The following is a 22,041-nucleotide window of genomic DNA, read 5'->3' as shown; positions in this document are numbered from 1 at the left end:
GCATGGACGCCATGGCCTACCACGCTGACGCGACCAACCTCGCCCACAAGGAGATCCTCACCTGGGAGGGCTTCGGCGCCGCCCAGCGTGAGCTCGCCGGCATGGTGGCCGACTCCGGGTTCCAGCCCTCGATCATCGTGGCCGTGGCGCGTGGGGGCATGCCGGTGGCCGGCGGCCTCACCTACGCACTCGGCGTGAAGCTCACCGACGTGATCAACGTGGAGTTCTATACCGACGTGGACCAGACACTCCCTGACCCCATCCTGCTGGCGCCCATGCTGGACACCGCCTCGATCGCGGGCAAGCGGATCCTTGTGGTCGACGACGTGGCGGACTCCGGCCGCACGCTCGGCCTGGTCATCAAGCTGCTGCGCGGCTTCGGGGCGGACGTGCGCAGCGCGGTGCTGTACGCGAAGTCCGGGACACTCCTCGAGCCGGACCACGTGTGGAAGCACACCGACGAGTGGATCGTGTTCCCCTGGTCCGCCGAGCCGCCGGTCATCGGCGAGGGCCCGCGCTGAGCATCTGCCCAACCTTTCCTGCGCGCCACGGCAACAGGTGGGAACCCTGGCAGCCCGCGCGACCGCGCAGGATAGTCTGGTCACGCACATTCGCGCGGCGCCTTGCTCGGTCGTCGCAGATCAGTTAGGAACCGAAAAACGTGACTCTTGAGTGGACCGAACAGGACACACGGGCCGTCGACACCGCCCGCATCCTCGCAGCCGACGCCGTAGAGAAGGTCGGCAACGGACACCCCGGCACCCCGATCTCGCTGGCACCGGTGGCCTACCTGCTCTACCAGAAGGTCATGAACACGGACCCCTCCGACGACCTGTGGCTCGGCCGCGACCGTTTCGTCCTGTCCGCCGGGCACGCGTCGCTGACGCAGTACACGCAGCTGTACCTGGGCGGCCTCGGCCTCGAGCTCGAGGACCTCAAGTCCCTGCGCACCTGGGGCTCCAAGACCCCCGGCCACCCGGAGTACCACCACACCAAGTTCGTCGAGTGCACCACCGGCCCCCTCGGCGCAGGCATCTCCAACGCCGTCGGGATGGCCATGGCCGCCCGCCGCGAGCGAGGTCTCTTCGACCCGGAGGCGCCCCAGGGTGAGTCCGTGTTCGACCGCCAGATCTACGTCATCGCCGGCGACGGCTGCCTCCAGGAGGGCCTCTCGTCCGAGGCTTCGTCCCTGGCCGGCACCCAGAACCTGGGCAACCTCACCCTCATCTACGACGACAACCGGATCACCATCGAGGGTGAGACCGACATCTCGTTCACCGAGGACGTCAACGCCCGCTACGAGGCGTACGGCTGGCACGTGCAGAGCGTGGACTGGACCAACGGCGGCACCGAGTACGTCGAGGACATGGACGCCCTGTATGCGGCCATCGAGGCGGCCAAGGCCGTCACCGACAAGCCGAGCTTCATCAAGCTGACCACCGTCATCGGATGGCCGCTGCCCAACAAGCAGGGCATGCACGCCGTGCACGGCTCGAAGATCGGCGGCGACGAGATCGCAGCCCTGAAGGACGCGCTGAAGTTCGAGCAGGAGCCGTTCGCGGTCGACCAGTCGATCGTGGACTACGCCCGCGCCAACGCAGCCGAGCGGGGCCGTGCGGCCCGCGCTGCCTGGGACGAGAAGTTCGCGGCCTGGTCCGCGGCCAACCCGGAGCGCGTGGCGCTGCTGGAGCGCGCCGCTGCCCGCAAGCTGCCGGAGGACCTGAGCCTTCCGGTGTTCGAGGAGGGCAAGAAGTCCACCCGCGCCGCCTCCGGCGAGGTGCTCTCGGCCCTGGCGCCCCAGCTGCCCGAGCTGTGGGGCGGCTCCGCCGACCTCGCGGGCTCGAACAACACGACGATGAAGGGCGAGCCCAGCTTCCTGCCCGAGGAGCGCGCCACGCACGACTGGCCCGGCCACAAGTACGGCCGGACGCTTCACTTCGGCATCCGCGAGCACGCCATGGGCGGCATCCTCAACGGCATCAACCTCTCGGGCCTCACCCGCGCCTACGGCGGCACCTTCCTGGTGTTCGCGGACTACATGCGGCCGGCCGTGCGTCTCGCCGCCATCATGCAGGTCCCGACGATCTTCGTCTGGAGCCACGATTCGGTCGGGGTCGGCGAAGACGGCCCCACCCACCAGCCCATCGAGCACCTCGCCTCGCTGCGCGCCATCCCCGGTCTCGACGTCGTTCGTCCCTCGGACGCCAACGAGACCGCCGTGGCGTGGGGCGAGGTGCTGCGCCGCGCCGACCGCCCTGCCGGCATCATCCTGTCCCGCCAGGACCTCCGCACCATCCCGCGCGGCGAGAAGTTCGCCTCCGCGGAGGGCGTCGCCAACGGCGCCTACGTGGTGAGCGAAGCCGACGGGGAGGCAGCCGTCATCCTGCTGGCCTCCGGCTCCGAGGTGGAACTGGCGCTGGCCTCGCAGGACGCGCTGCAGGCTGAAGGCATCGCCACCCGCGTGGTGTCCGTGCCCTGCCAGGAATGGTTCGACGAGCAGACGCCCGAGTACAAGGAGTCCGTCCTGCCCGCCGCCGTCACCGCGCGGGTCAGCATCGAGGCCGGCATCGCCATGGGGTGGTCGAAGTACCTGGGCGCCAAGGGCGCCTCGGTCAGCATCGAGCACTTCGGGGCCTCGGCCTCGGGCAGCAAGTGCTTCGAGGAGTTCGGCTTCACCGTCGCCAACGTGGTAGCCACCGCCAAGTCGGTCCTCTGACGAGGACACCTGCACCTCCCGCCGGCGGCGCTCCCTCACCCGAGGGGGCGCCGCCGGCGGCGTCTATGCTGGGCGGCATGGGCATCAAGGACGTTGTGGGCAAGGTCATCGGCGACAAGACGATCGTGCTGGAACTCGACATGGCCCGCGGCGTGTTGGTGACCAAGCCCACCAACCCGATGCAGGCCATCCAACTCATCAACAGCGCCACGCTCGGGGCGCTGCGCCAACACCTCGCGGACGCTGCTGAGGACCCCCGGGTCGTGGGCCTCATCGTCCACGCGGTCCCCTCCCAGACCCTCCTCGCCCACGTCGAGGAGATCGCGGGCCTCGTGGAGGCCTTCGGGGAGAAGAAGCCGACGGTGGCCTGGGCCGAGTCCTTCGGCGAGCTCAGCGGCGGCCTCGCCGCCTACCGGCTCGCCGTCGCCGCCGACGAGATCTGGGTGCAGCCCACCGGCATGCTCAGCATCCACGGCGTGGAGCTCACCATCACGCTCATGCGCGGGTTGTTGGAGAAAGTGGGCGTGGAGCCGCAGTTCGGGCAGCGCCACGAGTACAAGACCGCCGCGGACAGCTACGCGGCAGACCACGTCACCGAGGCCAACCGCGAGATGGTGCAGCGGCTCGGGCAGTCGCTGGTCGACGAGATCGTCACCGCGGTGGCCCGCCGTCGCGGGCTGAGCGCGGAACAGGTCTGGGAGGGCGTCAACGGAGCCCCAGTGACGCCGGAACGGGCCCTCGAGCTCGGCCTCATCGATCGGATCGGCTACCGGGACGAGGCCTACGCAGCGACGCTGGGCGCCTGGGGAGCGGAGCCGGAGCACCTCCTGTTCGCCCACCGCTACACCTCGAAGGCGGCGCTCAAGCGGAAGCTCCGGATGGGCCAGCCCAAGGTGGCGGTGGTCACCCTCCGCGGCGCCATCGTGACCGGCCGCGGCCAGCGCAGCCCCCTGGGCGGCGAGCAGGCCGGGGCGGACGTGATCGACGAGCACCTCCGTGCCGCCCTGCGCGACGATGACGTCAAGGCGGTGATCTTCGACGTCGAATCGCCCGGCGGTTCGGCGGTGGCGTCTGACTTCATCCGGCGGTCAGTCCTCCGGCTCCGTGAGGCGGGCAAGCCGGTGGTGGCCCAGATGGGCCACTTCGCCGCCTCCGGGGGATACTACGTGTCGATGCCCGCCGACGAGATCGTCGCGCACGCCTCAACACTGACCGGCTCCATCGGCGTCCTGGGCGGCAAGATGGTGACTCAAGGCCTTTACGACAAGCTCGGATTGATCCGGGAGGCGCTCCCGATCGGCGAAAGCGCCGGCTTCCTCTCATCCGCCTCCCGCTTCTCCGACGCGGACTGGGAGCGCCTCAACGCTTGGCTCGACCGCGTCTACCTGGACTTCACCACCTTCGCGGCGCAGGACCGGGGCATGGAGTATGCCCAGCTCGAATCGCTCGCCCGCGGGCGGGTCTGGACCGGGGCAGACGCCAAGGAGCGGGGCCTGGTGGACCACATCGGCGGTAGGGCGCTCGCGGTGGAGCGGGCCTGCGCGTTGGCGGGCCTCGATCGCGACGGGATCAAGCTCACGCACCTGGGGGAGTCCGGGGTGCTCGCGCTGATCAAGCCGGCCACCTCCAGCGAGGCCGCGGCCGGCGGTATGGGTCTTCCTGACGCGGAGGGCATCCTCGCCGGGCTGGCCGCGCAGGCCGGTCTGCACGGTCACGGGGCACTCAGCCTGCCCTGGGCCCTGCGCGTGCGGTAGCGGCATTTGGGGCTGCCGTCGGCGGTTTCGTACCATGGTGTACTGCGCGGCGTTTATGCCGCCACTGAGGGGTGGATGTGAAGAGAGCGACAAAGATTGCCATCGGTGTCGGGACCGGGGCCGTGGTGGTGTTGGGTGGCGTCTACGTCGCGTCCTACTTCGTCGCGGGAAACCAGGTGCCCGTCAGGGCGTCGGTGGAGGGCGTGGCCATCGGCGGCATGTCTCCGGAGCAGGCGGCCGAGACGCTCCGCAGCGAGCTCGGCCCGGCGGTCGAGGCGCCCATAGCGCTCACCGCCGGCGACGTGTCAGTCCCCCTGGAGCCGGCCTCGATCGGGCTCTCGGCAGATTTCGAGGCCACCGTCCGCGAGGCGGGCGGCGGGTTCAGCTGGAACCCGGCCGAGATCCTGGCCACCCTGGCCGGCGGTGAGGAGATCGCGCTGGTGCGTGTCGTCGATGAGGAGGCGCTGACCGACGGTGTCGCTGCGGTCGCCGACCGCTTCGCCGTCGACGGTGTGGACGCCACACTCGCCTTCTCGGACGGCGAAGTGGCGCGCACCGAGGCGGTCGAGGGGCAGCAACTCGACGTGGACGCCACGGCCGACGCCGTCGAGGGCGCCTTCCTGGCCAGCCAGGACACCGCCGAGGCGGCCACCGCCGCACAGCCCCCGGCCGTCACTGACGCCATGGTCGACGAGGCCGTCACCGCCTACGCCGAGCCCATCCTCAGTGGGCCCGTCACGGTGACCCACAAGACCGCTTCGATGGAGATCGCGCCCGCCGCAATCGCCGGCGTGACCACGTTCACCGTCACGGACGGAAAACTGGTGCCGGTGATCGACGGCGAGGCCCTCTCTGCTGTGGCGGAGGGCGCGGAGAAGGCGCTGGGCCTGAACACAGCCAAGGACGCCGGGTACCGGTTCACCACCGGCGCGCCAGTCGTGGTGCCCGCGGTGACGGGGGAGACCCTGGAGTTGGAGGCGTTCGTCGAGGCCGTCAAGACGGCGGCCACGGCAACCGGGGAGGCCCGCACCTTCGCGGCCACCGTCACCGTCGAGGAGCCCGAGTTCACCACCGCCGAGGCGGAGGCTTTGGCGCCGACGGAGGTGATCGGCGAATACTCCACCCGGTTCCCCTACGCGGAATACCGCAACACCAACCTCAGCCAGGCCGCAAACTCCGTCAACGGCACTGTGGTTCTCCCCGGCGAGATCTTCTCACTCAACGACACGCTCGGACCGCGCACCGCGGCCAACGGCTACGTCGATGGCTACGTCATCAACGGTGGGCGGCTGGTCAAGGAGGCCGGCGGCGGCATCTCGCAGGCCGCCACCACCTTGTACAACGCCGGCTTCTTCGCCGGGTACGAGGATGTGGAGCACAAGCCCCACAGCCTCTACTTCGACCGGTACCCGGCAGGCCGTGAGGCCACCATCTACTACGGCGTCCTGGACATGAGGTTCCGGAACGACACCAAGTACCCGGCAATCATCCAGGGCAGCGTGACGAAGGCGAGCTCGGGAAGCCGTGGCACCATCACCTTCAGAATCTGGTCCCAGCGCACCTACACCAAGGTGGAGTCCACCGAACTGGTGAAGTCCGGCTTCTACACCGGCGCCGAGCGAGTGGTCACCGAGACCCCGTGTGAGCCGCAGGCCCCGATTCAGGGCTTCACCGTCACCTGGCAGCGCCTGTTCTACCAGGGCTCAGAGGTGGTCAAGCGGGAGAACTACTCGTGGAAGTACAGCGCCGGGGACCGGATCACCTGCGGCTGAGGGATCGGTACGAGCCATCCGCCCCCCGGCGCGGCACGCTAAGCTGTCCACGTCCGCCCTTGAAGGAGTGAAACGTGACGTACATCATCGGTCTGCCCTGTGTCGATCTGAAGGACCGCGCCTGCGTTGAGGAGTGCCCGGTGGACTGTATCTACGAGGGCAATCGCATGCTCTACATCCACCCTGAAGAGTGCGTGGACTGCGGCGCCTGCGAGCCTGTATGCCCAGTCGAGGCCATCTACTACGAGGACGACGTGCCGGAGGATCAGGCGCAGTTCTACGACGTCAACGTGCAGTTCTTCGACGAGATCGGCTCGCCTGGCGGCGCCGCCAAGCTCGGCGTGATCCCCAAGGACCACCCCATCGTCGAGGCGCTCCCGCACCAGGGCGAGTGATGGCCCTCGGGGCCCGGCTTCCGGACTTCCCCTGGGACACGCTGAGTGACGCCAAACGGGCCGCATCTGCGCACCCCGACGGCCTCGTCGACCTGTCCGTCGGCACCCCCGTGGACCCCACGCCCCACCTGGCGCGGGAGGCCTTGGCGAGTGCGTCTGACGCGCCGGGCTACCCCACAGTGTGGGGCGCGCCGGCCACACGCCGAGCCATCCTTGACTACCTGGAGCGCCGTTGGGCGGCCGTCGCGCTGCCCGATGAGGGCGTGTTGCCCGTCATCGGCACGAAGGAGCTGGTGGGGTGGCTTCCGACGCTGCTGGACCTCGGCCCATCCCACGCGGTGGTGTTCCCCGAATGCGCCTACCCCACCTACGAGGTGGGCGCGCTGACCGCAGGGTCGCGGGCGGTGCCGCTGGACGACCCCTCGCGCATCCCCGAGGACTCCAGGCTGATCTGGATCAACTCCCCAGCCAACCCCACTGGCCGCATCCTGTCGCTCGACGAGATGCGGGCCTTCGTGGGGGCTGCGCGGGAGCGCGGCGCGGTGCTCGCCAGCGACGAGTGCTACGGCGAGTTCGCGTGGGACGCGGAGCCGTTCTCGGTGCTGGACCCGCGCGTCAACGACGGCGATGTCACCGGCCTGCTCGCGGTGGGCTCGCTGTCCAAGCGGTCCAACGCCGCCGGCTACCGCGCGGGCTTCGTCGCGGGTGACCCCGCTGTGGTGCAGCAACTGGTGGCCGCCCGCAAGCACCTCGGGATGATCGTTCCCGCGCCCATCCAGGCCGCGATGGTCGCCATGCTGGGGGACCAGGCCCACGTCGAGGAGCAGCGCGCCCGCTATCTGGCCCGCCGCGCGGCGCTCAAGCCGGCGCTGGAGGCGGCCGGTTTCCGGATCGAGCACTCCGAGGGATCCCTGTACCTGTGGGCGACCCGGGACGAGGACTCCCGCGCGAGCGTGGCCTGGCTCGCCGAGCGGGGCATCCTGGTTGCGCCAGGAGACTTTTACGGCGTCGCGGCGGCCAGGCATGTGCGCGTCGCTCTGACGGGAACGGACGAGAGGGTCGCGGCGGCAGCCGCGCGCCTGGGGGCCTCTCGGGATTGACACGGACGGGCGATGTCCTTACTGTTTCCCTGTTGTCGACACGGAGGAGGTGCTGCAGATGTTGATCCACTCTGCGGTTCTCGGTCGGCCGCGCGCGTACTTCGCCCGCTGACCTGACTCCGCCGGGGCACAAGCCCCTCGTGACGCACTGGCGTCCCCACCTCCATCCAACAACCTTGCCGCGTCGTTGATCGACGCACGTCAGGACCCCCTTCATGCATGCATCGCCGCGCGGGCGCTTCGATTTTCCGCCCGCCATCCCTGCCGACCCGCGCCCGGACGTGCGCTCTCCCAGTCGGTTCCTGTTCTGGCTGATCCGCTCTTACGGCTGGGTGGTGCCTGCCATGACGTTGGCCGCATCGTCGTGGATGGTGCCGGCGGCACTGACCCCCTGGCTGCTGGGCCGTGCCATCGACGCCGGCGTGGTCGGCGGCGACAGCTCCGCCACCCTCGGCTGGGTCGCGTTGCTGCTGGGCGTCATCGCGGTCGGCGTCGTCGGCGGCATCATGTTCCACACCTTCGCCGTGCGGATGTGGTTGCTCGGCATCTACGGCATCCAGCGTCGAGTGTCGCGGCAGTCCGTGCACCTCGGGCACGTCCTCAACCGCCGCGTCCCGACCGGAGAGGTGCTGAGCGTGGCCTCCTCGGACAGCGACCAGTTCGGCGCCACCATCGACTCCTTCGGGCATGTCATCGCGGCGGCGGTCAGTTTCCTGCTGGCCTCAGCGCTCATGCTGACGACCTCTCCGACGCTGGGAGCCGTCGTGCTCGTCGCCACCCCGGTGCTTCTGCTCGCCTCGACCCCGGTGCTGCGCCCCCTCACCAGGGCCCAGAGCGCCGAGCGGACCGAGAGCTCGTCGCTGACCACGATGGCCACGGACATCGCCACAGGCCTGCGGATCCTCCGCGGGATCGGCGGGGAGCGCACCTTCGCCCGCAACTACGAGCGCCAGTCCCAGAAGGTGCGTGCGCTGGGGGTCCGGCTCGGCACGTGGCAGGCGGTTGTCGAGGCGATCAGCATCCTGCTCTCGGGCCTCCTCCTGGTGGCGCTGGTCTACCTGGGCTCACGCCAGATGCTGGAGGGGGCGCTCAGCGTCGGTCAGCTGATCAGCTTCTTCGGGTACGCACTCTTCCTCACCTCTCCCATGCAGACCTTCTTCGATTTTGCGCAAAAGTGGGCACAAGGCCTGGTCGCCGCGCAGAAGACGTTGTCGTTCCTGGGGGCCGATGTGCCTTGGCGCGCCTCGGGTCAGGAGCTGACCGGTGTCCCGGTGCTCCGGGACGAGGAATCCGGTGTGGTCGTGCATCCCGGGCGGATGCTCGGGGTGGTCTCGGCCGACCCGGACGCCTCCGCCGCGCTCGCGGACCGGCTCGGCCGCTACCTGCCCGAGGCCGCCGTCGAGAAGTCGGAGGACGAGGACCTCACCGGACGGGCGCTCAAGGCGTCGCGGCGCGAGCGGCTCGCAGCCAGGGCGCGGCGCGCGGAGGCCGACGCCGAGCTGGCTGCCCGACCATGGGGCGTCACCGCCGACGGAGTGGATTACACGGACCTCGACATGGCCGCGCTGCGCAGGCTCGTCGTCGTGTCCCACACCGGCGCAGGCCTGTTCGCGGGCACCCTTCAGACCGCCGTCGACCCGTGGGGCACCCACAGCCGCCAGCAGGCGGAGCGGGCCCTGATCGTCGCCTCCGCGGAGGACATCTACGACGCCATGCCGGGGGGCTGGCAGGGCCGGATCGACGAGAAGGGTCGCGGTCTGTCCGGAGGGCAGCGGCAACGTGTCGTCCTTGCGCGCGCGCTGGTGCTTGACCCGGAGGTCCTCATCCTCGTCGAGCCCACGTCTGCGGTGGACGCACACACGGAGGCGCGGATCGCCGAGCGGTTGGCCGAGCATCGTCGCGGGCGCACCACCATGGTGGTCACCGCCTCCCCGCTGATGCTGCGCCACTGCGACGAGATCGCTGTGCTCGCAGGAGGCCGCGAGGTCGCCCGGGGTAGCCACGATCAGCTCCGGACCCACCCTGACTACCACCGCGTCATCGCACGCGGCATGGAGGATGACGATGAGTGAACACCTGTTGGCGGAGTCCTCCGCCTCCACCTGGCGCAGCGAGCCGTCGGGGCCGCGCCTCCAGGAAGGCCTGGACGTACCCCGCGGCACGGGGCTGCGCGCCAGGATGGCCGCGCTGGCCAGGCGACACCACATCCGCACCAGCACCGCACTGGCCGTGTTCGCCGATGCCCGCAACCCCGAGCACGGGTTCCCGGTGGCCACCTCGGGCCAGGCCGTGGGGTTCCTCGGCCGGATGCTGAAGGGCCGCCGGGCCAGGCTCGGCTGGGCGATCGGGTTCAACGGCGCCGCGGCCGCTGCGGGGTTGGTTGCGCCCTTCATGCTCGGCCGCCTGATCGATCAGGTCACGGGCGGGCGGCTCGACGTGCCGGGGCTCACCGCACTGGTGATGATCATCGCGGGAGTGATCGTGGCACAGGCCCTGCTGACCTTCGCGGCGCGATGGGCGTCCGCGGTCCTGGGCTACGACCTCCTGGCGGCTGCTCGCGAGGAGGTGGTGCGCATCGTGCTGCGGCTGCCGCTCGGGCACGTGGAGTCCTCCGGATCGGGCGACCTGCTCACCCGCATCACCTCGGACGTGTCGAAGATGGCCACCGCGGCGCGATGGGCGTTGCCCACGCTCATCGTGTCGGTGGTGCTCATCGGCGCCACCCTCGTCGCGATGCTGCTCAACTCCTGGCTCCTGACCCTGCCCATGCTGCTCACGGCAGTGGTGATGTGGGCGGGGGGACGCTACTACCTCTCGCGGGCCACCGCCGGTTACATCACCGAGTCCCGGTCCTACTCCGTCATCAACGCCACGACCACCGAGACGGTCGAGGGCGCCCGCACCGTCGAGGCGCTGGCGCTGGGGGACCTGCGCGTGGCACAGCTGGACCAGGACACTGAGGTGTCGGCCCAGGCCGAGCGCTACACCATGACGCTGCGCAACATGCTCTTCGCCATGGTGGACTCATCGTTCCAGCTTCCGCTCGTGGGCGTGGTGCTGCTCGGCACCTGGGGCCACGCGAACGGCTGGGTGACGATCGGCCAGATCACGACGGCCGCGCTGTACGTGGCACAGCTCCAGGGGCCGCTCGACCGGGTGATCATGGTGCTCGACCACCTCCAGCTCGGCCTCGTCTCCACCGCCCGCCTCATCGGCGTCGCCCAGGTGGAGGACGACCGGACCCCCGGCGATGGCCAGCCCGACGGCGCCAAGCTCACCGGCAGCGGTCTCCGGTTCGGCTATCGGGCCGGCTTCGATGTCCTGCACGGCGTCGACGTCGATCTCCGGCCCGGGGAGCGACTGGCGATCGTCGGGCCCTCCGGCTCGGGCAAGTCCACCCTGGGACGACTGGTGGCGGGCATCAACCGGCCGCGCTTGGGCGAGGTGACCGTCGGCGGAGTCGACGTCATGGACCTCCCGCTGGACCGGTTGCGCACCGAGGTGGCCCTGGTCACGCAGGAGCACCACGTGTTCGTCGGGTCCGTCCGCGACAATGTGGTGCTGGCGCGCGAGACCACCGCCTCCGACGGCGAGGTGGAGCAGGCGCTGCGAGCCGTCGACGCGTGGGGGTGGGTCTCCAAGCTGCCCGGCGGTCTGCACGCCGAGCTGGGTCACGGCAAGACGCCCCTCAGCCCCGCCCAGGCGCAGCAGGTGGCGCTGGCCCGGCTCATCGTCGCCGATCCCCACACCCTGGTGCTGGACGAGGCCACCTCGCTCATCGACCCCTCGTCGGCCAGGCATCTGGAGGGCTCGATGGCGGCGCTGCTCGACGGGAGGGCGGTCATCGCGATCGCCCACCGCCTGCACACCGCCCACGACGCTGACCGGATCGCGGTGGTCGACGGCGGGCGCATCGTCGAGATCGGCTCCCACCACGAGCTCCTCGAGCTCGACGGGCAGTACGCAGACCTGTGGAGGACCTGGCGTAACTGACCGCTAGCCGAGGGTGAGGACGGCGGTGCCCGCGTCGGCGGGCTCGGCGGCATCGCGCCAGGCGGCCTCGGCCGCGACCCACTCGCGGTCGGCGACGACCACGGAGGTGAGGCCCCCGGCGTAGCTGTTGGCGATGGCGAGCTGCGCCGCCGCCCAGAGTGACGTCTCGTCTGCGGCCGTGACCGTGAGCGTGCCGCCCTCCGCCGCGACACTCACGCCGCCGCCGAGCGCCCCGAGCACGCGCTCGAACGCCGTCGGGTCCGGGGTGGGGGAGTCCTCGAAGCTCAGGCAGGCGATGGATTCCTGCCGCGACCCCCGCAGGGCGCCAGCCACCCCCGTCGCCTTCTCCACATGCTGGCGGTAGGCCTCGGGGAAGCCGCTGCGCTGCACCTGTTGGGCCACGTCGTTGATGTCTCCGGTCTCCCAGCCGTCGAACTTGACCAGCTCCTCGTAGAACCGGGCCGACGAATACCAGGGATCCAGGATCTCCTCCTCGGTGCCCCACCCGTAGGAGGGCCGCTGCTGGAAGAGGCCCAGGGAGTCCCGGTCCCCGTAGTCCAGGTTGCGCAGGTCCGATTCCTGGTAGGCCGTGGCCAGCGCGATCACCGCCGCCCGCTCGGGCAGGCCACGCTCGACTGAGACCGCGACGATGATCGACGCGTTGCGCGCCTGCTCCGCCGTCAGCACGGTGCTGCCGCCGTCGAAGAAGACGGTGCACTGCTGCGGAGTGAGGCGCTTCTGCACGTAGCGGTAGGCCGACCATCCCCCGAAGGCGAGGCCCGCAAGCAGGGCCACGGTGAGGAGGGTCGCGATGAGGCTTCTGCGCATCAGTTGTCGTGCAGGTCTGAGTTCAGCGAGACCTTGGAGCCACGACGGTGCCGCGCGCGCACCGCGCCGGTGACCGAGTCCCGCAGGAACAGCAGGTCGTCCTGGCCGGACAGCTCGCGTGCCTTGACGACGGTGCCGTCCTCGAGGGTGACCTTGGTGCCGGCCGTGAGGTAGAGGCCCGCCTCCACCACGCAGTCATGGCCCAGCGAGATACCCACACCGGAGTTGGCGCCCAGCAGGCACCGCTCCCCGAGGCTGATCACCTGCTGGCCGCCCCCGGACAGGGTGCCCATGATGGAGGCGCCGCCGCCCACGTCCGTGCCGTCGGCCACGACGACGCCGGAGGAGATCCTGCCCTCTACCATAGAGGTGCCCAAGGTGCCCGCGTTGAAGTTGACGAAGCCCTCGTGCATCACGGTGGTGCCCTCCGCGAGGTGGGCGCCGAGACGGACCCGGTCCGCGTCCGCGATCCGCACCCCCAGCGGGGTGACGTAGTCCACCATGCGGGGGAACTTGTCCACGCCGTAGACGGTGAGCTGCTCGCCGCGGGCATGCAGCAGCATGCGCACGCGGTTGACGTCGGCCACCCGGACCGGTCCGCGCGTGGTCCACGCGTTGTTCGGCAGCACCCCGAAGATGCCGGTGAGGTTGAGCCCGTGCGGGGCGACGAGGCGGGCGCTGAGCAGGTGAAGCCGCAGAAACGCGTCCTCGACCGTCTCCGGCGGGTCGTCGAGTTTGATCTCGACCCGGACCACCTTGGATTCCACCTGACGGATCTCGTCGACCTGCTGCGCCTCGGCCAGCAGCGACGGTGGCTCGTCGGTGACGGCCGAGCCCAACCGAGGTTCGGGGTACCAGGCGTCGAGGACGGCCCCGGTGGTGTGGACGGTGGCCAGGCCCCAGGCCCAGGCGGTGCGGGTCTCGTTGGTCATGCCGGCAAGTCTAGTGGCGCACCACGTCACGGGTCGGCTGCGATTCTGGGCCCGCTGAGTGTCCGTCAGCGAACAGGTAGGTAAGGGTTGTGTGACAGATGCCCATCCGGCGTGCCCTGAGGCCTGCGCCCCACTAACCTGTGCCCATGACTGCGCTGTTCGACGATTACCCGCCGGGGGAGGCCTTCGACGAGATGGTCGGCGCCGACGGCATCCGCGCCGCCGCGCAGACCATCGCCCAAGGTCTGGACCGGCTCGGCATCGAAGAGGTCAGGGCCAGGGCCGAGTACCTGCGCACCATCTACATCGACCAGGGCGTGACTTTCGACATCGGCGGTGAGGAGCGACCCTTCCCGCTGGACATCGTCCCCCGGATCCTGCAGGCCGACGAGTTCGCCCACGTCGAAGCGGGCAGCAAACAACGGGTCCGCGCGATGGACGCCTTCCTCGACGACGTGTACTCGGAGGGTCGCTGTTTCGTGGAGGGGGTGATCCCGCGACACGTGGTGGCCTCCTCCCCGCACTTCCACCGCGCCATGGCCGGGGTCACCACGCCCAACGGGGTGCGGGTCCACATCGCCGGGATCGACCTGGTGCGCGGCCGCGACGGCATCTTCCGCGTGCTGGAGGACAACGTGCGCAGCCCATCGGGGGTGTCCTACGTGATGACCAACCGCCGCGCCGTGCACGCCGCGCTCCCGGAGATCGCCGCCAAGCACCGGATCCGGGCGGTGGACGACTACCCGTCGCAGCTTCTCACCGCCCTGCGCGCCGCCGCGCCGTCGAGCATCGCGGACCCCACCGTCGTGGTCCTGACGCCCGGGGTGCACAACTCCGCCTACTTCGAGCACGCCATGCTGGCCCGCATGATGGGCGTCGAGCTGGTCGAGGGCCGCGACCTGGTGGCCCACGGTGGCCACGTGTCGCTGCGCACCACCCGGGGGCTCCGCCCGGTGCACGTCATCTACCGGCGCATCGACGACGAGTTCCTGGACCCGGCGGTGTTCCGGGCGGACTCCCTCATCGGGTGCGCCGGGCTGCTCAACGCCGCTCGAGCAGGCAACGTGACCATCGCCAACGCCGTCGGCAACGGTGTGGCCGACGACAAGCTCGTCTACACCTATGTGCCGGACCTCATCCGCTTCTACCTCGGCGAGGAGCCCATCCTGGCCAGCGTGGACACGTGGCGGCTCGAGGACCCTGCCGCCCGCGAGGAGGTGCTGGACCGGCTGGCGGAGCTGGTGGTCAAGCCGGTGGACGGCTCGGGCGGCAAGGGCATCGTGATCGGCCCCCGCGCCACGCAGGAGGAGCTGGACAAGCTGCGGCGCCAGATCCTCAAGGACGCCCGCGGCTGGATCGCGCAACCGGTGGTGCAGCTGTCCACGGTGCCCACCATGATCGACGGGGAGCTCAAGCCCCGCCACGTGGACCTGCGCCCGTTCGTCGTCAACTCCGGCGGAGACAACATCTTCGTGCTGCCAGGCGGACTCACCCGCGTGGCGCTGCCCGAGGGGGAGCTGATCGTCAACTCGTCGCAAGGGGGCGGGTCGAAGGACACGTGGGTGCTGACCTCCGGCCGCCCGGTGGCCCCGCCGCTCGCGCCGGCACCGCCGCGCAGGCCGTCGTCAGTGCCGATGTCCGAGCCGGTGCTCAACCGGGTGATCCGACACCAACACGAACAGCAGCAGCAGAGCGGGAAGGTGGCCCCATGCTGAGCCGGATCGCCGATTCCCTGTTCTGGATCGGGCGTTACCTGGAGCGGGCGGAGGACACCTGCCGCATCGTCGAGGTGCACCTGCACCAGCGCCTCGACGATCCCGGCGTCTACCCAGCGCAGGCGGCCCGGGACCTGCTGCTCCTCATGGGCCAGGAACCCAAGGACGACGAGCCGGACGTGCTGCAGGAGCTGTGCTACGACGAGAACTCGCCCATCAGCTTCCTCGCCGCGCTGGGCAGCGCACGCGAGTCCGCCCGCCGGGCCCGCGAAACGGTCTCGACGGAGGTGTGGGAGTCCATCAACACCACCTGGCTGGCCGTCCGCGGGGGCAGGCTGCAGCGGATGCGGCCGGCCTCCATGGTGAAGTTCGTCCGGGAGCGCTGCGCCGTCATCGCGGGGCTGGCCGACGGCACCATGAGCCACGACGAGGGCTGGCTGTTCCTGACTCTGGGCCGGAGCATCGAGCGCATCGACATGACGGCCCGGCTCCTCGCCACGCCGTCGCTGGTGGGTAACTCCCCGCGCGCCTGGGGCCACGTGCTCAGCGGCTGCGGGGCCCACCACGCGTTCGTGCAGCGCTACGGGGCGCTTGCCTCGGACCGCGACGCCGCCGAGTTCCTCATCCTCGACCGCCTGTTCCCCCGATCCCTGATCTACACCCTCAACACGGCGGTGGACTCGCTGTCACAGCTGGGCCCCGGCAATCAGCGGATCCGGCCCGACGACCCGGCCACGCGCCTGCTCGGCGCCGCCCGCGCCAACCTGGAGTTCCTTCCCGCTGAGGAGATCCTCCTCGATCTGACCGAGCAGATGGCCAGGCTGCAGGTGGTCTGCTCGCAGGCCACGCAAGCGGTGTCTGCGCGGTATTTCGAGGGCTCGGCCGCGGCCGAGTGGGTCGGAGGAGCCTGGTGATCGACGTGCGAAGGAGCCTCCTGTGAGTCAGTACCGGATCGTGCACACCACGGGCTACAACTACGGCGGCGGTGCCTCCGACTCGTTCAACGAGGCCAGGATGACACCCCTGACGAGCCGGCGGCAGCTGGTCCTCTCGTCCCGGCTCGACATCACCCCGGTGGCCTGGACGCATGCCTACCGCGACTACTGGCGCACCTCTGTGGTGGCGTTCGAGATCCACGAGCGCCACTCGGACCTGAAGGTGGTGGCCACGTCCACCGTCGAGATCCACGATGTCGCTCCCGACGCCGAGCCGGTGGGCTGGGCAGGGCTCGAGGACCCGAACCTGCAGGACCGCTACGTGGAGGTGCTCACCCAGACCCGCTCCGTGCGGCCGCACCGCGAGGTGCTGCGCATCGCTCAGCAGGTGCGCAGCACCTCGGCCACCCCCGGCGAGGCCGTGGTGGAGCTCGCCCGCAGGCTGCGCGAGCACGTGGACTACGTGCCCGGCGTCACCCAGGTGCACACGCTGGCCAGCGAGGTGTGGGACCACAGGGCAGGGGTGTGCCAGGACATCGCGCACCTCACCCTGGGGGCCCTGCGCTCGATCGGTATCCCCGCCCGCTACGTCTCCGGCTACGTCGTGCAACTCGAGGATCCCCAGATCGGGGTGCCCATGGTGGGGGAGTCGCACGCCTGGATCCAGTACTACGACGGCGAGTGGCTGGGATTCGATCCCACCAACCAGACCGTGCCCCGCGGGTCCCACGTGGAGGTGGGATTCGGGCGTGACTACACGGACGTGGCCCCGCTCAAGGGCATCTACACCGGCTCCGGCGGATCCGAGATGTTCGTCTCCGTGGAAATGACCCGGCTCACCTGAGCCCGCCTCGACCCGGACCTACTAGGCTCGCGGCATGGACCCTTTGGTGCAGCTGATGCAGGAGATCATGGACATCGAGTCCGTCTCGGGCAACGAGCGCCGCCTCGCGGACTGGGTGGAGGCCCGGCTTGCCTCCTTCCCACACCTGGAACTGCACCGGGACGGCGACTGCGTCGTGGCCCGCACCAGCCTCGGCCGGGCCGAGCGGGTGGTGATCGCCGGGCACCTGGACACCGTGCCGGTGGCAGGCAACCTTCCTTCGCGCCTCGTCGAGCACCCGGAGGGCCCACGGGTCTGGGGTCGCGGGGCCTCCGACATGAAGGGCGGGGTGGCCGTGATGCTCACGCTCGCAGAGGAGCTGGCGGCGCCGTCGCGAGACATCACGTGGATCTTCTACGACCACGAGGAGGTGGAGGCGGCGCGCAACGGCCTCGGCCGGCTGAGCCGCGCCAGGCCGGACCTCGTGCGCGCTGACTTCGCGGTGCTGATGGAGCCCACCAACGCCCAGATCGAGGGCGGCTGCCAGGGCACCATCCGGATCGACCTCACGACGACGGGGATCGCGGCCCACAGCGCCCGCGCCTGGATGGGACACAACGCCATCCACGACCTTGCCCCCGTGCTGTCCACCCTGGCCGCATACCGGTCCGAGGAGATCGAGGTCGAGGGGCTGGTCTACCGCGAGGGCCTCAACGCGGTGGCGGTCACCGGCGGCATGGCCGGCAACGTGATCCCGCCGTCGGCCACGGTGCAGATCAATTACCGCTTCGCTCCGGACAAGACGGTCGAGCAGGCGCTCGAACGGCTACGCGGCTGGTTCCAGGGGTACGACTTCGTGGTCGCGGACGCATCGCCGGCAGCCCGGCCCGGGCTGGACAGGCCCGCCGCCGAGCAGTTCGTGGCCGCGATCGGCGAGCCGGCGCGCCCCAAATACGGGTGGACAGACGTGGCGCGCTTCAGCGAGCTGGGAATCCCCGCGGTCAACTACGGGCCCGCGGATCCCTCCGTCGCCCACCGGGACGACGAGTACTGTCGCGTCTCAGACCTCGACAAGTGCGCCGCCGGCCTGCGTCGGTGGCTCACCCCAGAAGGAGCACGTCCATGACCCAGCCCAAGCGTCGCTCCGGCGCAGTCGAGCTCGGCGGTGAGGAGCGCACCCGCCAACCCATGGCGGACGAGGCGCTCCTGCAACACACCCGGATGCCCTGGAGCCACCTGGATCCCTGGCGCGTGCTGCGGATCCAGTCCGAGTTCGTGGAGGGCTTCGACGCGCTCAAGGAGCTGCCCCCGGCCGTGAGCGTATTCGGATCGGCCCGCACCTCCTCTGACCACCCCATGTACGAGGCGGCCGTCGAGCTCGGCCGGGGCCTCGTGCACCGGGGGTTCGCGGTCATCACCGGGGGCGGCCCCGGCATCATGGAGGCCGCCAACAAGGGGGCGACCGAGGCCGGGGGACTGTCGGTGGGCCTGGGCATCGAGCTGCCGCACGAACAGGGGATGAACGAGCACATCAGTCTCGGCGTCAACTTCCGCTACTTCTTCGCCCGCAAGACCATGTTCCTCAAATACAGCCAGGGCTTCATCACGATGCCCGGTGGTTTCGGCACTCTGGACGAGCTGTTCGAGGCGCTCACCCTGATCCAGACCGGCAAGGTGAAGAACTTTCCGATGGTGCTGTTCGGAACCGCGCACTGGAATCCCCTGATGGACTGGGTCCGAGACACCATGGCGGAACACGGTTTCATCTCCCGCGCCGATCTGAGGCTGGTGACCGTGACCGACGACGTCGAGGAGGCCCTCGACGCGATGGGCACCCCCGGTCAGTTCGAGACCTGAGCCATGTGGATCGCGATCGTCGGGGTGGCCATCGTCACCTTGGGCCTGGCGGCCTTCGCGGGCCTTGGCCGGCTGGGTGAGATGTCCGCCGACGCAGTCAATGATCGTCCCCGCGGACGGGTGCCGGCCGGCCCCGTGACGCCCGAATTCCTCGCGGCAGCCATCCTCCCGACCGCCTGGTCCGGCTATCGCCGTGACCAGGTGGACCGCTATCTCGCCGAGCTGGCCGATGGCACCGCCGTCCCGGAGGCGGAGGTGGTCTTCGACGTGGTCCGTCGCGGATACGACATGCAGGTCATCGACGAGCTGCTGCTGCGCGGAGCCTACGAGCGGCCCAAGGCGGCGGAAACGTTCACTGAGGAGCCCACCCAGGAAGGGTGATCCGGCCGGTTTGGGCACCGTGCGGGCGGCTGCTTGCCCTGATGCGGAATAATAGAGCCTGTCCACAGTTCGAGCACAGAGAATGAGAGTGGCAGATGGCAGCGATGAAGCCCCGCACGGGTGACGGTCCGATGGAGGTCACAAAGGAGGGTCGCGGCATCGTGATGCGCGTTCCCGTCGACGGCGGTGGACGCCTCGTCGTCGAGATGAACGCCACCGAGGCCACCGACCTCCTCAATGCATTGAAGGGCATCGTCGGCTGAGAACCCCTTGAGCATGCCAAGGGCCGCCCCCGTGGGGAGCGGCCCTTGTCCGTGTCTAGCCTCGGGAACCGATAGCAGCTTCGTAGACCGCCACCGTCTCCTCGGCGATCTTGGTCCATGAGAACTCGTCGATGCAGCGCTGGCGCCCAGCCTTGCCGAACTCGTCGGCGAGCTGCGGATCGCGGGTCAGGCGGTTGACCTGCGTCGCGAAGTCGGACTCGAAGCCCTTGACGAAAGCAGGGTCCCCCGCCTGGGCCGGATCGTAGGCCACCAGCAGTCCGGTCTCGCCGTCGTTGACCACCTCCGGGATCCCTCCCACTGCGCTCGCCACCACAGGCGTCTCGCAGGCCATGGCCTCCAGGTTGACGATCCCCAGCGGCTCGTAGACCGAGGGGCAGGCGAACACGGTGGCGTGGGTGAGGACCTGGCGAACCGACGCGCGCGGCAGCATCTCCTGCACCCAGATCACGGGAGCGGTGCGGCGTGCCTTGAGCTCGGCGAAGGCCACCTCGAACTCGGCCGCGATCTCCGGGGTGTCCGGCGCCCCGGCCAACAGGACGAGCTGGGTATCGGGATCGAACTCGGCCGCCGCGCGCACCAGGTGGACCAGGCCCTTCTGACGCGTGATGCGTCCCACGAAGACCACCGACGGGCGGTCCAGGTCCACGCCCAGCCCCGTGACGACGTCGGTGTCGGTGTCCGGGCGGAACTCGTCCGGGTCGATGCCGTTCTTGACGACATGGACCTTGGCGGGATCCAGGTTCGGGTAGCTCTCGAGGACATCCCTGCGCATGCCTGCGCTGACTGAGATCACCGCGTCCGCGGCCTCATAGGCCGTCTTCTCCGCCCACGACGAGACCCGGTAGCCGCCCGCCAGTTGCTCCGCCTTCCACGGGCGGTGTGGCTCCAGCGAGTGGGACGTCACCACATGCGGAACGTCGCGCATCAGGCCGGCCAGGTGACCGGCCATGTTGGCGTACCACGTATGCGAGTGGATGATGTCGACGTCGCCGACGGCAGCGGCCATCGACAGGTCGGCGCCCAGGACCCGCAGGGCGGCGTTCGCGCCCGGCGGGAAGTCCTCCGCGTGCGCCGTCGCGCCGTCGCGCGGCTCGCCCATGCAGTGCACCTCAACATCGATCAGCCTGCGCAGCTGGGGCACCAACTGGGCCACGTGGACACCGGCGCCACCGTAGATCGTCGGCGGGTATTCGCGGGTCAGCAAAGACAGTTTCATCGTCATGACGGCATCGTGTCACACCGGGTTGAGCCCGGGGGAGGTCATTTGGTGGATTTCCTTGTCGGAGGCCTCCATTTGGCAATAGGTTCAAGGCATGTCCGCTCGTCCGAAAACCTTGTCCATTGTCCTCGCCGGCGGTGAGGGCAAGCGGCTGATGCCGCTCACCGCAGACCGGGCCAAGCCTGCTGTCCCGTTCGGGGGCACGTACCGGCTGATCGACTTCGTCCTGTCGAACCTTGCCAACTCGAACCTTCGTCAGATCGCCGTCCTCACCCAGTACAAGTCGCACTCGCTGGACCGCCACATCGCCAAGACGTGGCGCTTCTCGACCATGCTGGGCAACTACGTCGCTCCCGTGCCCGCTCAGCAACGGCTGGGCCCCCGCTGGTACCAGGGCAGCGCTGACGCCATCTACCAGTCGCTGAACCTCATCCGGGACGCCGATCCGGACTACGTCGTCGTGTTCGGCGCGGACAACATCTACCGGATGGACATCGAGCAGATGATCGATGCCCACATCGATTCAGGGCTCGGTGCCACCGTGGCCGGCATCCGGGTGCCGCGCAGCGAGGCGTCGGCCTTCGGGATCATCGACTCCGCTCCGGACAAGAAGATCAAGAGCTTCCTGGAGAAGCCCGCCGATCCGCCCGGCCTGCCAGACTCGCCGGAGGAGTCCTTCGCCTCGATGGGCAACTACGTGTTCAGCCGGCAGGCGCTGGTCGAGGCCCTGCGCGCGGACGCTGAGGACCCGACGGCCCGCCACGACATGGGCGGCGATATCATCCCCTGGTTCACGGCGCAGGGCGAGTCCCAGGTCTACGACTTCAAGGACAACGTGGTGCCGGGCGCCACCGAGAAGGACATCAACTACTGGCGGGACGTGGGCACCATCGACGCGTTCCACGAGGCCCACATGGACCTGGTCAGCGTCGAGCCCGAGTTCAACCTGTACAACTACGACTGGCCGATCTGGACGGATCTGGTGCAGGCGCCCGGGGCCAAGTTCGTGATCCGCGGACGGGCAGAGGACTCGATCGTCAACGCCGGGTGCATCATCTCCGGCGGCGAGGTGGACCGCACAGTCCTCAGCCCCAACGTCCAGGTGGACAAGTGGGCACAGGTGTCCGAGTCGGTGCTCATGGATTCTGTGCAGATCGGCAAGAACGCCGTGGTGCGCCGCGCGATCCTGGACAAGCACGCGGTGGTCCCCGACGGCGTGCAGATCGGCGTGGACCAGGAGCATGACCGGGCACGCGGGCTCGCGGTGTCGGAATCGGGCATCACCGTGGTGGGCAAGGACGTCGTCGTCCCCCGCGACTGAGGCGGTGGCCTCCTGG

The 22,041-nt window shown here is 69.7% G+C and carries 19 protein-coding genes; 16 read left to right on the top strand and 3 right to left on the bottom strand.

The features are described 5' to 3' along the window. The first annotated feature begins 11 nt into the window (after positions 1-11). The 8 genes from H5399_RS16310 to H5399_RS16275 all read left to right on the top strand — a co-directional run bounded on the left by H5399_RS16310 (position 12) and on the right by H5399_RS16275 (position 11,730). On the top strand, positions 12-521 hold the full coding sequence (locus H5399_RS16310; RefSeq protein WP_182784561.1) for a phosphoribosyltransferase: 510 nt from the start codon (positions 12-14) through the stop codon (positions 519-521). 140 nt (positions 522-661) lie between these two features. Beyond that, positions 662-2,716, top strand: a complete 2,055-nt coding sequence (gene tkt, locus H5399_RS16305) for a transketolase (protein WP_182784559.1) — start codon at positions 662-664, stop codon at positions 2,714-2,716. Positions 2,717-2,793: 77 nt separating this feature from the next. Beyond that, positions 2,794-4,470, top strand: coding sequence for a S49 family peptidase (locus tag H5399_RS16300; RefSeq protein ID WP_182784556.1), 1,677 nt, complete (start codon positions 2,794-2,796; stop codon positions 4,468-4,470). Positions 4,471-4,547: 77 nt separating this feature from the next. After that, the gene (locus tag H5399_RS16295) at positions 4,548-6,242 is read left to right on the top strand and encodes a VanW family protein (RefSeq protein WP_182784554.1); all 1,695 of its coding nucleotides are present in this window, start codon (positions 4,548-4,550) and stop codon (positions 6,240-6,242) included. 74 nt (positions 6,243-6,316) lie between these two features. After that, positions 6,317-6,637 (top strand): ferredoxin, encoded by a 321-nt coding sequence (gene fdxA / locus H5399_RS16290; protein WP_182784552.1) that lies wholly within the window; start codon positions 6,317-6,319, stop codon positions 6,635-6,637. Continuing rightward, positions 6,637-7,737: a succinyldiaminopimelate transaminase gene (dapC, locus tag H5399_RS16285; protein WP_182784550.1), complete on the top strand. Its 1,101-nt coding sequence runs from the start codon at positions 6,637-6,639 to the stop codon at positions 7,735-7,737. Before fdxA ends, dapC begins: the two co-directional genes overlap by 1 nt. 215 nt (positions 7,738-7,952) lie before the next feature. Beyond that, complete coding sequence (locus H5399_RS16280) at positions 7,953-9,809, top strand: ABC transporter ATP-binding protein (RefSeq protein WP_182784548.1); 1,857 nt, start codon at positions 7,953-7,955, stop codon at positions 9,807-9,809. Then, complete coding sequence (locus tag H5399_RS16275; RefSeq protein ID WP_182784547.1) at positions 9,802-11,730, top strand: ABC transporter ATP-binding protein; 1,929 nt, start codon at positions 9,802-9,804, stop codon at positions 11,728-11,730. The genes H5399_RS16280 and H5399_RS16275 overlap by 8 nt, the downstream gene beginning before the upstream one ends. 3 nt (positions 11,731-11,733) lie before the next feature. Here H5399_RS16275 and H5399_RS16270 read toward each other — a convergent pair whose 3' ends face one another. Then, entirely contained in the window at positions 11,734-12,558 is an 825-nt protein-coding gene (locus H5399_RS16270; RefSeq protein ID WP_182784545.1) for a hypothetical protein, read from the bottom strand. Next, entirely contained in the window at positions 12,558-13,490 is a 933-nt protein-coding gene (gene dapD / locus H5399_RS16265) for a 2,3,4,5-tetrahydropyridine-2,6-dicarboxylate N-succinyltransferase (RefSeq protein ID WP_182784543.1), read from the bottom strand. The genes H5399_RS16270 and dapD overlap by 1 nt, the downstream gene beginning before the upstream one ends. A gap of 146 nt (positions 13,491-13,636) precedes the next feature. Here dapD and H5399_RS16260 point away from each other — a divergent pair, with 146 nt between their 5' ends. From H5399_RS16260 to H5399_RS16230, 7 genes are all read left to right on the top strand, one after another. Next, positions 13,637-15,205: a circularly permuted type 2 ATP-grasp protein gene (locus H5399_RS16260; protein WP_182784541.1), complete on the top strand. Its 1,569-nt coding sequence runs from the start codon at positions 13,637-13,639 to the stop codon at positions 15,203-15,205. Further along, positions 15,199-16,119, top strand: coding sequence for an alpha-E domain-containing protein (locus H5399_RS16255; RefSeq protein ID WP_182784539.1), 921 nt, complete (start codon positions 15,199-15,201; stop codon positions 16,117-16,119). The genes H5399_RS16260 and H5399_RS16255 overlap by 7 nt, the downstream gene beginning before the upstream one ends. A 22-nt stretch (positions 16,120-16,141) precedes the next feature. Next, positions 16,142-16,984 carry a transglutaminase family protein gene (locus H5399_RS16250; RefSeq protein ID WP_220489613.1) on the top strand — a complete coding sequence of 281 codons (843 nt, stop codon included), beginning with the start codon at positions 16,142-16,144 and terminating at the stop codon, positions 16,982-16,984. A 34-nt stretch (positions 16,985-17,018) separates the two neighbouring features. Then, entirely contained in the window at positions 17,019-18,089 is a 1,071-nt protein-coding gene (gene dapE / locus H5399_RS16245; RefSeq protein WP_182784537.1) for a succinyl-diaminopimelate desuccinylase, read from the top strand. Continuing rightward, complete coding sequence (locus H5399_RS16240; RefSeq protein ID WP_182784535.1) at positions 18,086-18,820, top strand: TIGR00730 family Rossman fold protein; 735 nt, start codon at positions 18,086-18,088, stop codon at positions 18,818-18,820. Before dapE ends, H5399_RS16240 begins: the two co-directional genes overlap by 4 nt. A 3-nt stretch (positions 18,821-18,823) precedes the next feature. Continuing rightward, entirely contained in the window at positions 18,824-19,201 is a 378-nt protein-coding gene (locus H5399_RS16235; RefSeq protein ID WP_182784533.1) for a hypothetical protein, read from the top strand. A 95-nt stretch (positions 19,202-19,296) separates the two neighbouring features. Continuing rightward, positions 19,297-19,464, top strand: a complete 168-nt coding sequence (locus H5399_RS16230; protein WP_182784531.1) for a DUF3117 domain-containing protein — start codon at positions 19,297-19,299, stop codon at positions 19,462-19,464. 55 nt (positions 19,465-19,519) lie between these two features. Here the strand turns inward: H5399_RS16230 and glgA are convergent, their stop codons facing one another. Next, the gene (gene glgA / locus H5399_RS16225; protein ID WP_182784596.1) at positions 19,520-20,701 is read right to left on the bottom strand and encodes a glycogen synthase; all 1,182 of its coding nucleotides are present in this window, start codon (positions 20,699-20,701) and stop codon (positions 19,520-19,522) included. Positions 20,702-20,798: 97 nt separating this feature from the next. Between glgA and glgC the strand changes: the two genes are divergently transcribed. Next, a complete protein-coding gene (gene glgC / locus H5399_RS16220) occupies positions 20,799-22,025 on the top strand; it encodes a glucose-1-phosphate adenylyltransferase (protein WP_182784529.1) in 1,227 nt (408 codons plus the stop codon). The last annotated feature ends 16 nt before the right edge of the window (positions 22,026-22,041 follow it).

This window comes from Tessaracoccus sp. MC1627 (genome assembly GCF_014164725.1).
Taxonomy (GTDB): domain Bacteria; phylum Actinomycetota; class Actinomycetes; order Propionibacteriales; family Propionibacteriaceae; genus Arachnia.
Note: the sequence above shows the minus strand (reverse complement) of the source record. Positions and strands in the feature narration are given on the sequence as shown.

Bases quoted from the DNA above. Each gene is read 5' to 3' on its own strand.
- H5399_RS16310 (WP_182784561.1), top strand. From the start codon at position 12: ATGGCCTACCACGCTGACGCGACCAACCTCGCCCACAAGGAGATCCTC.
- H5399_RS16300 (WP_182784556.1), top strand. From the start codon at position 2,794: ATGGGCATCAAGGACGTTGTGGGCAAGGTCATCGGCGACAAGACGATC.
- dapC (WP_182784550.1), top strand. From the start codon at position 6,637: ATGGCCCTCGGGGCCCGGCTTCCGGACTTCCCCTGGGACACGCTGAGT.
- H5399_RS16280 (WP_182784548.1), top strand. From the start codon at position 7,953: ATGCATGCATCGCCGCGCGGGCGCTTCGATTTTCCGCCCGCCATCCCT.
- H5399_RS16275 (WP_182784547.1), top strand. From the start codon at position 9,802: ATGAGTGAACACCTGTTGGCGGAGTCCTCCGCCTCCACCTGGCGCAGC.
- H5399_RS16270 (WP_182784545.1), bottom strand. From the start codon at position 12,558: ATGCGCAGAAGCCTCATCGCGACCCTCCTCACCGTGGCCCTGCTTGCG.
- dapD (WP_182784543.1), bottom strand. From the start codon at position 13,490: ATGACCAACGAGACCCGCACCGCCTGGGCCTGGGGCCTGGCCACCGTC.
- H5399_RS16260 (WP_182784541.1), top strand. From the start codon at position 13,637: ATGACTGCGCTGTTCGACGATTACCCGCCGGGGGAGGCCTTCGACGAG.
- H5399_RS16255 (WP_182784539.1), top strand. From the start codon at position 15,199: ATGCTGAGCCGGATCGCCGATTCCCTGTTCTGGATCGGGCGTTACCTG.
- dapE (WP_182784537.1), top strand. From the start codon at position 17,019: ATGGACCCTTTGGTGCAGCTGATGCAGGAGATCATGGACATCGAGTCC.
- H5399_RS16240 (WP_182784535.1), top strand. From the start codon at position 18,086: ATGACCCAGCCCAAGCGTCGCTCCGGCGCAGTCGAGCTCGGCGGTGAG.
- H5399_RS16235 (WP_182784533.1), top strand. From the start codon at position 18,824: ATGTGGATCGCGATCGTCGGGGTGGCCATCGTCACCTTGGGCCTGGCG.
- H5399_RS16230 (WP_182784531.1), top strand. From the start codon at position 19,297: ATGGCAGCGATGAAGCCCCGCACGGGTGACGGTCCGATGGAGGTCACA.
- glgA (WP_182784596.1), bottom strand. From the start codon at position 20,701: ATGAAACTGTCTTTGCTGACCCGCGAATACCCGCCGACGATCTACGGT.
- glgC (WP_182784529.1), top strand. From the start codon at position 20,799: ATGTCCGCTCGTCCGAAAACCTTGTCCATTGTCCTCGCCGGCGGTGAG.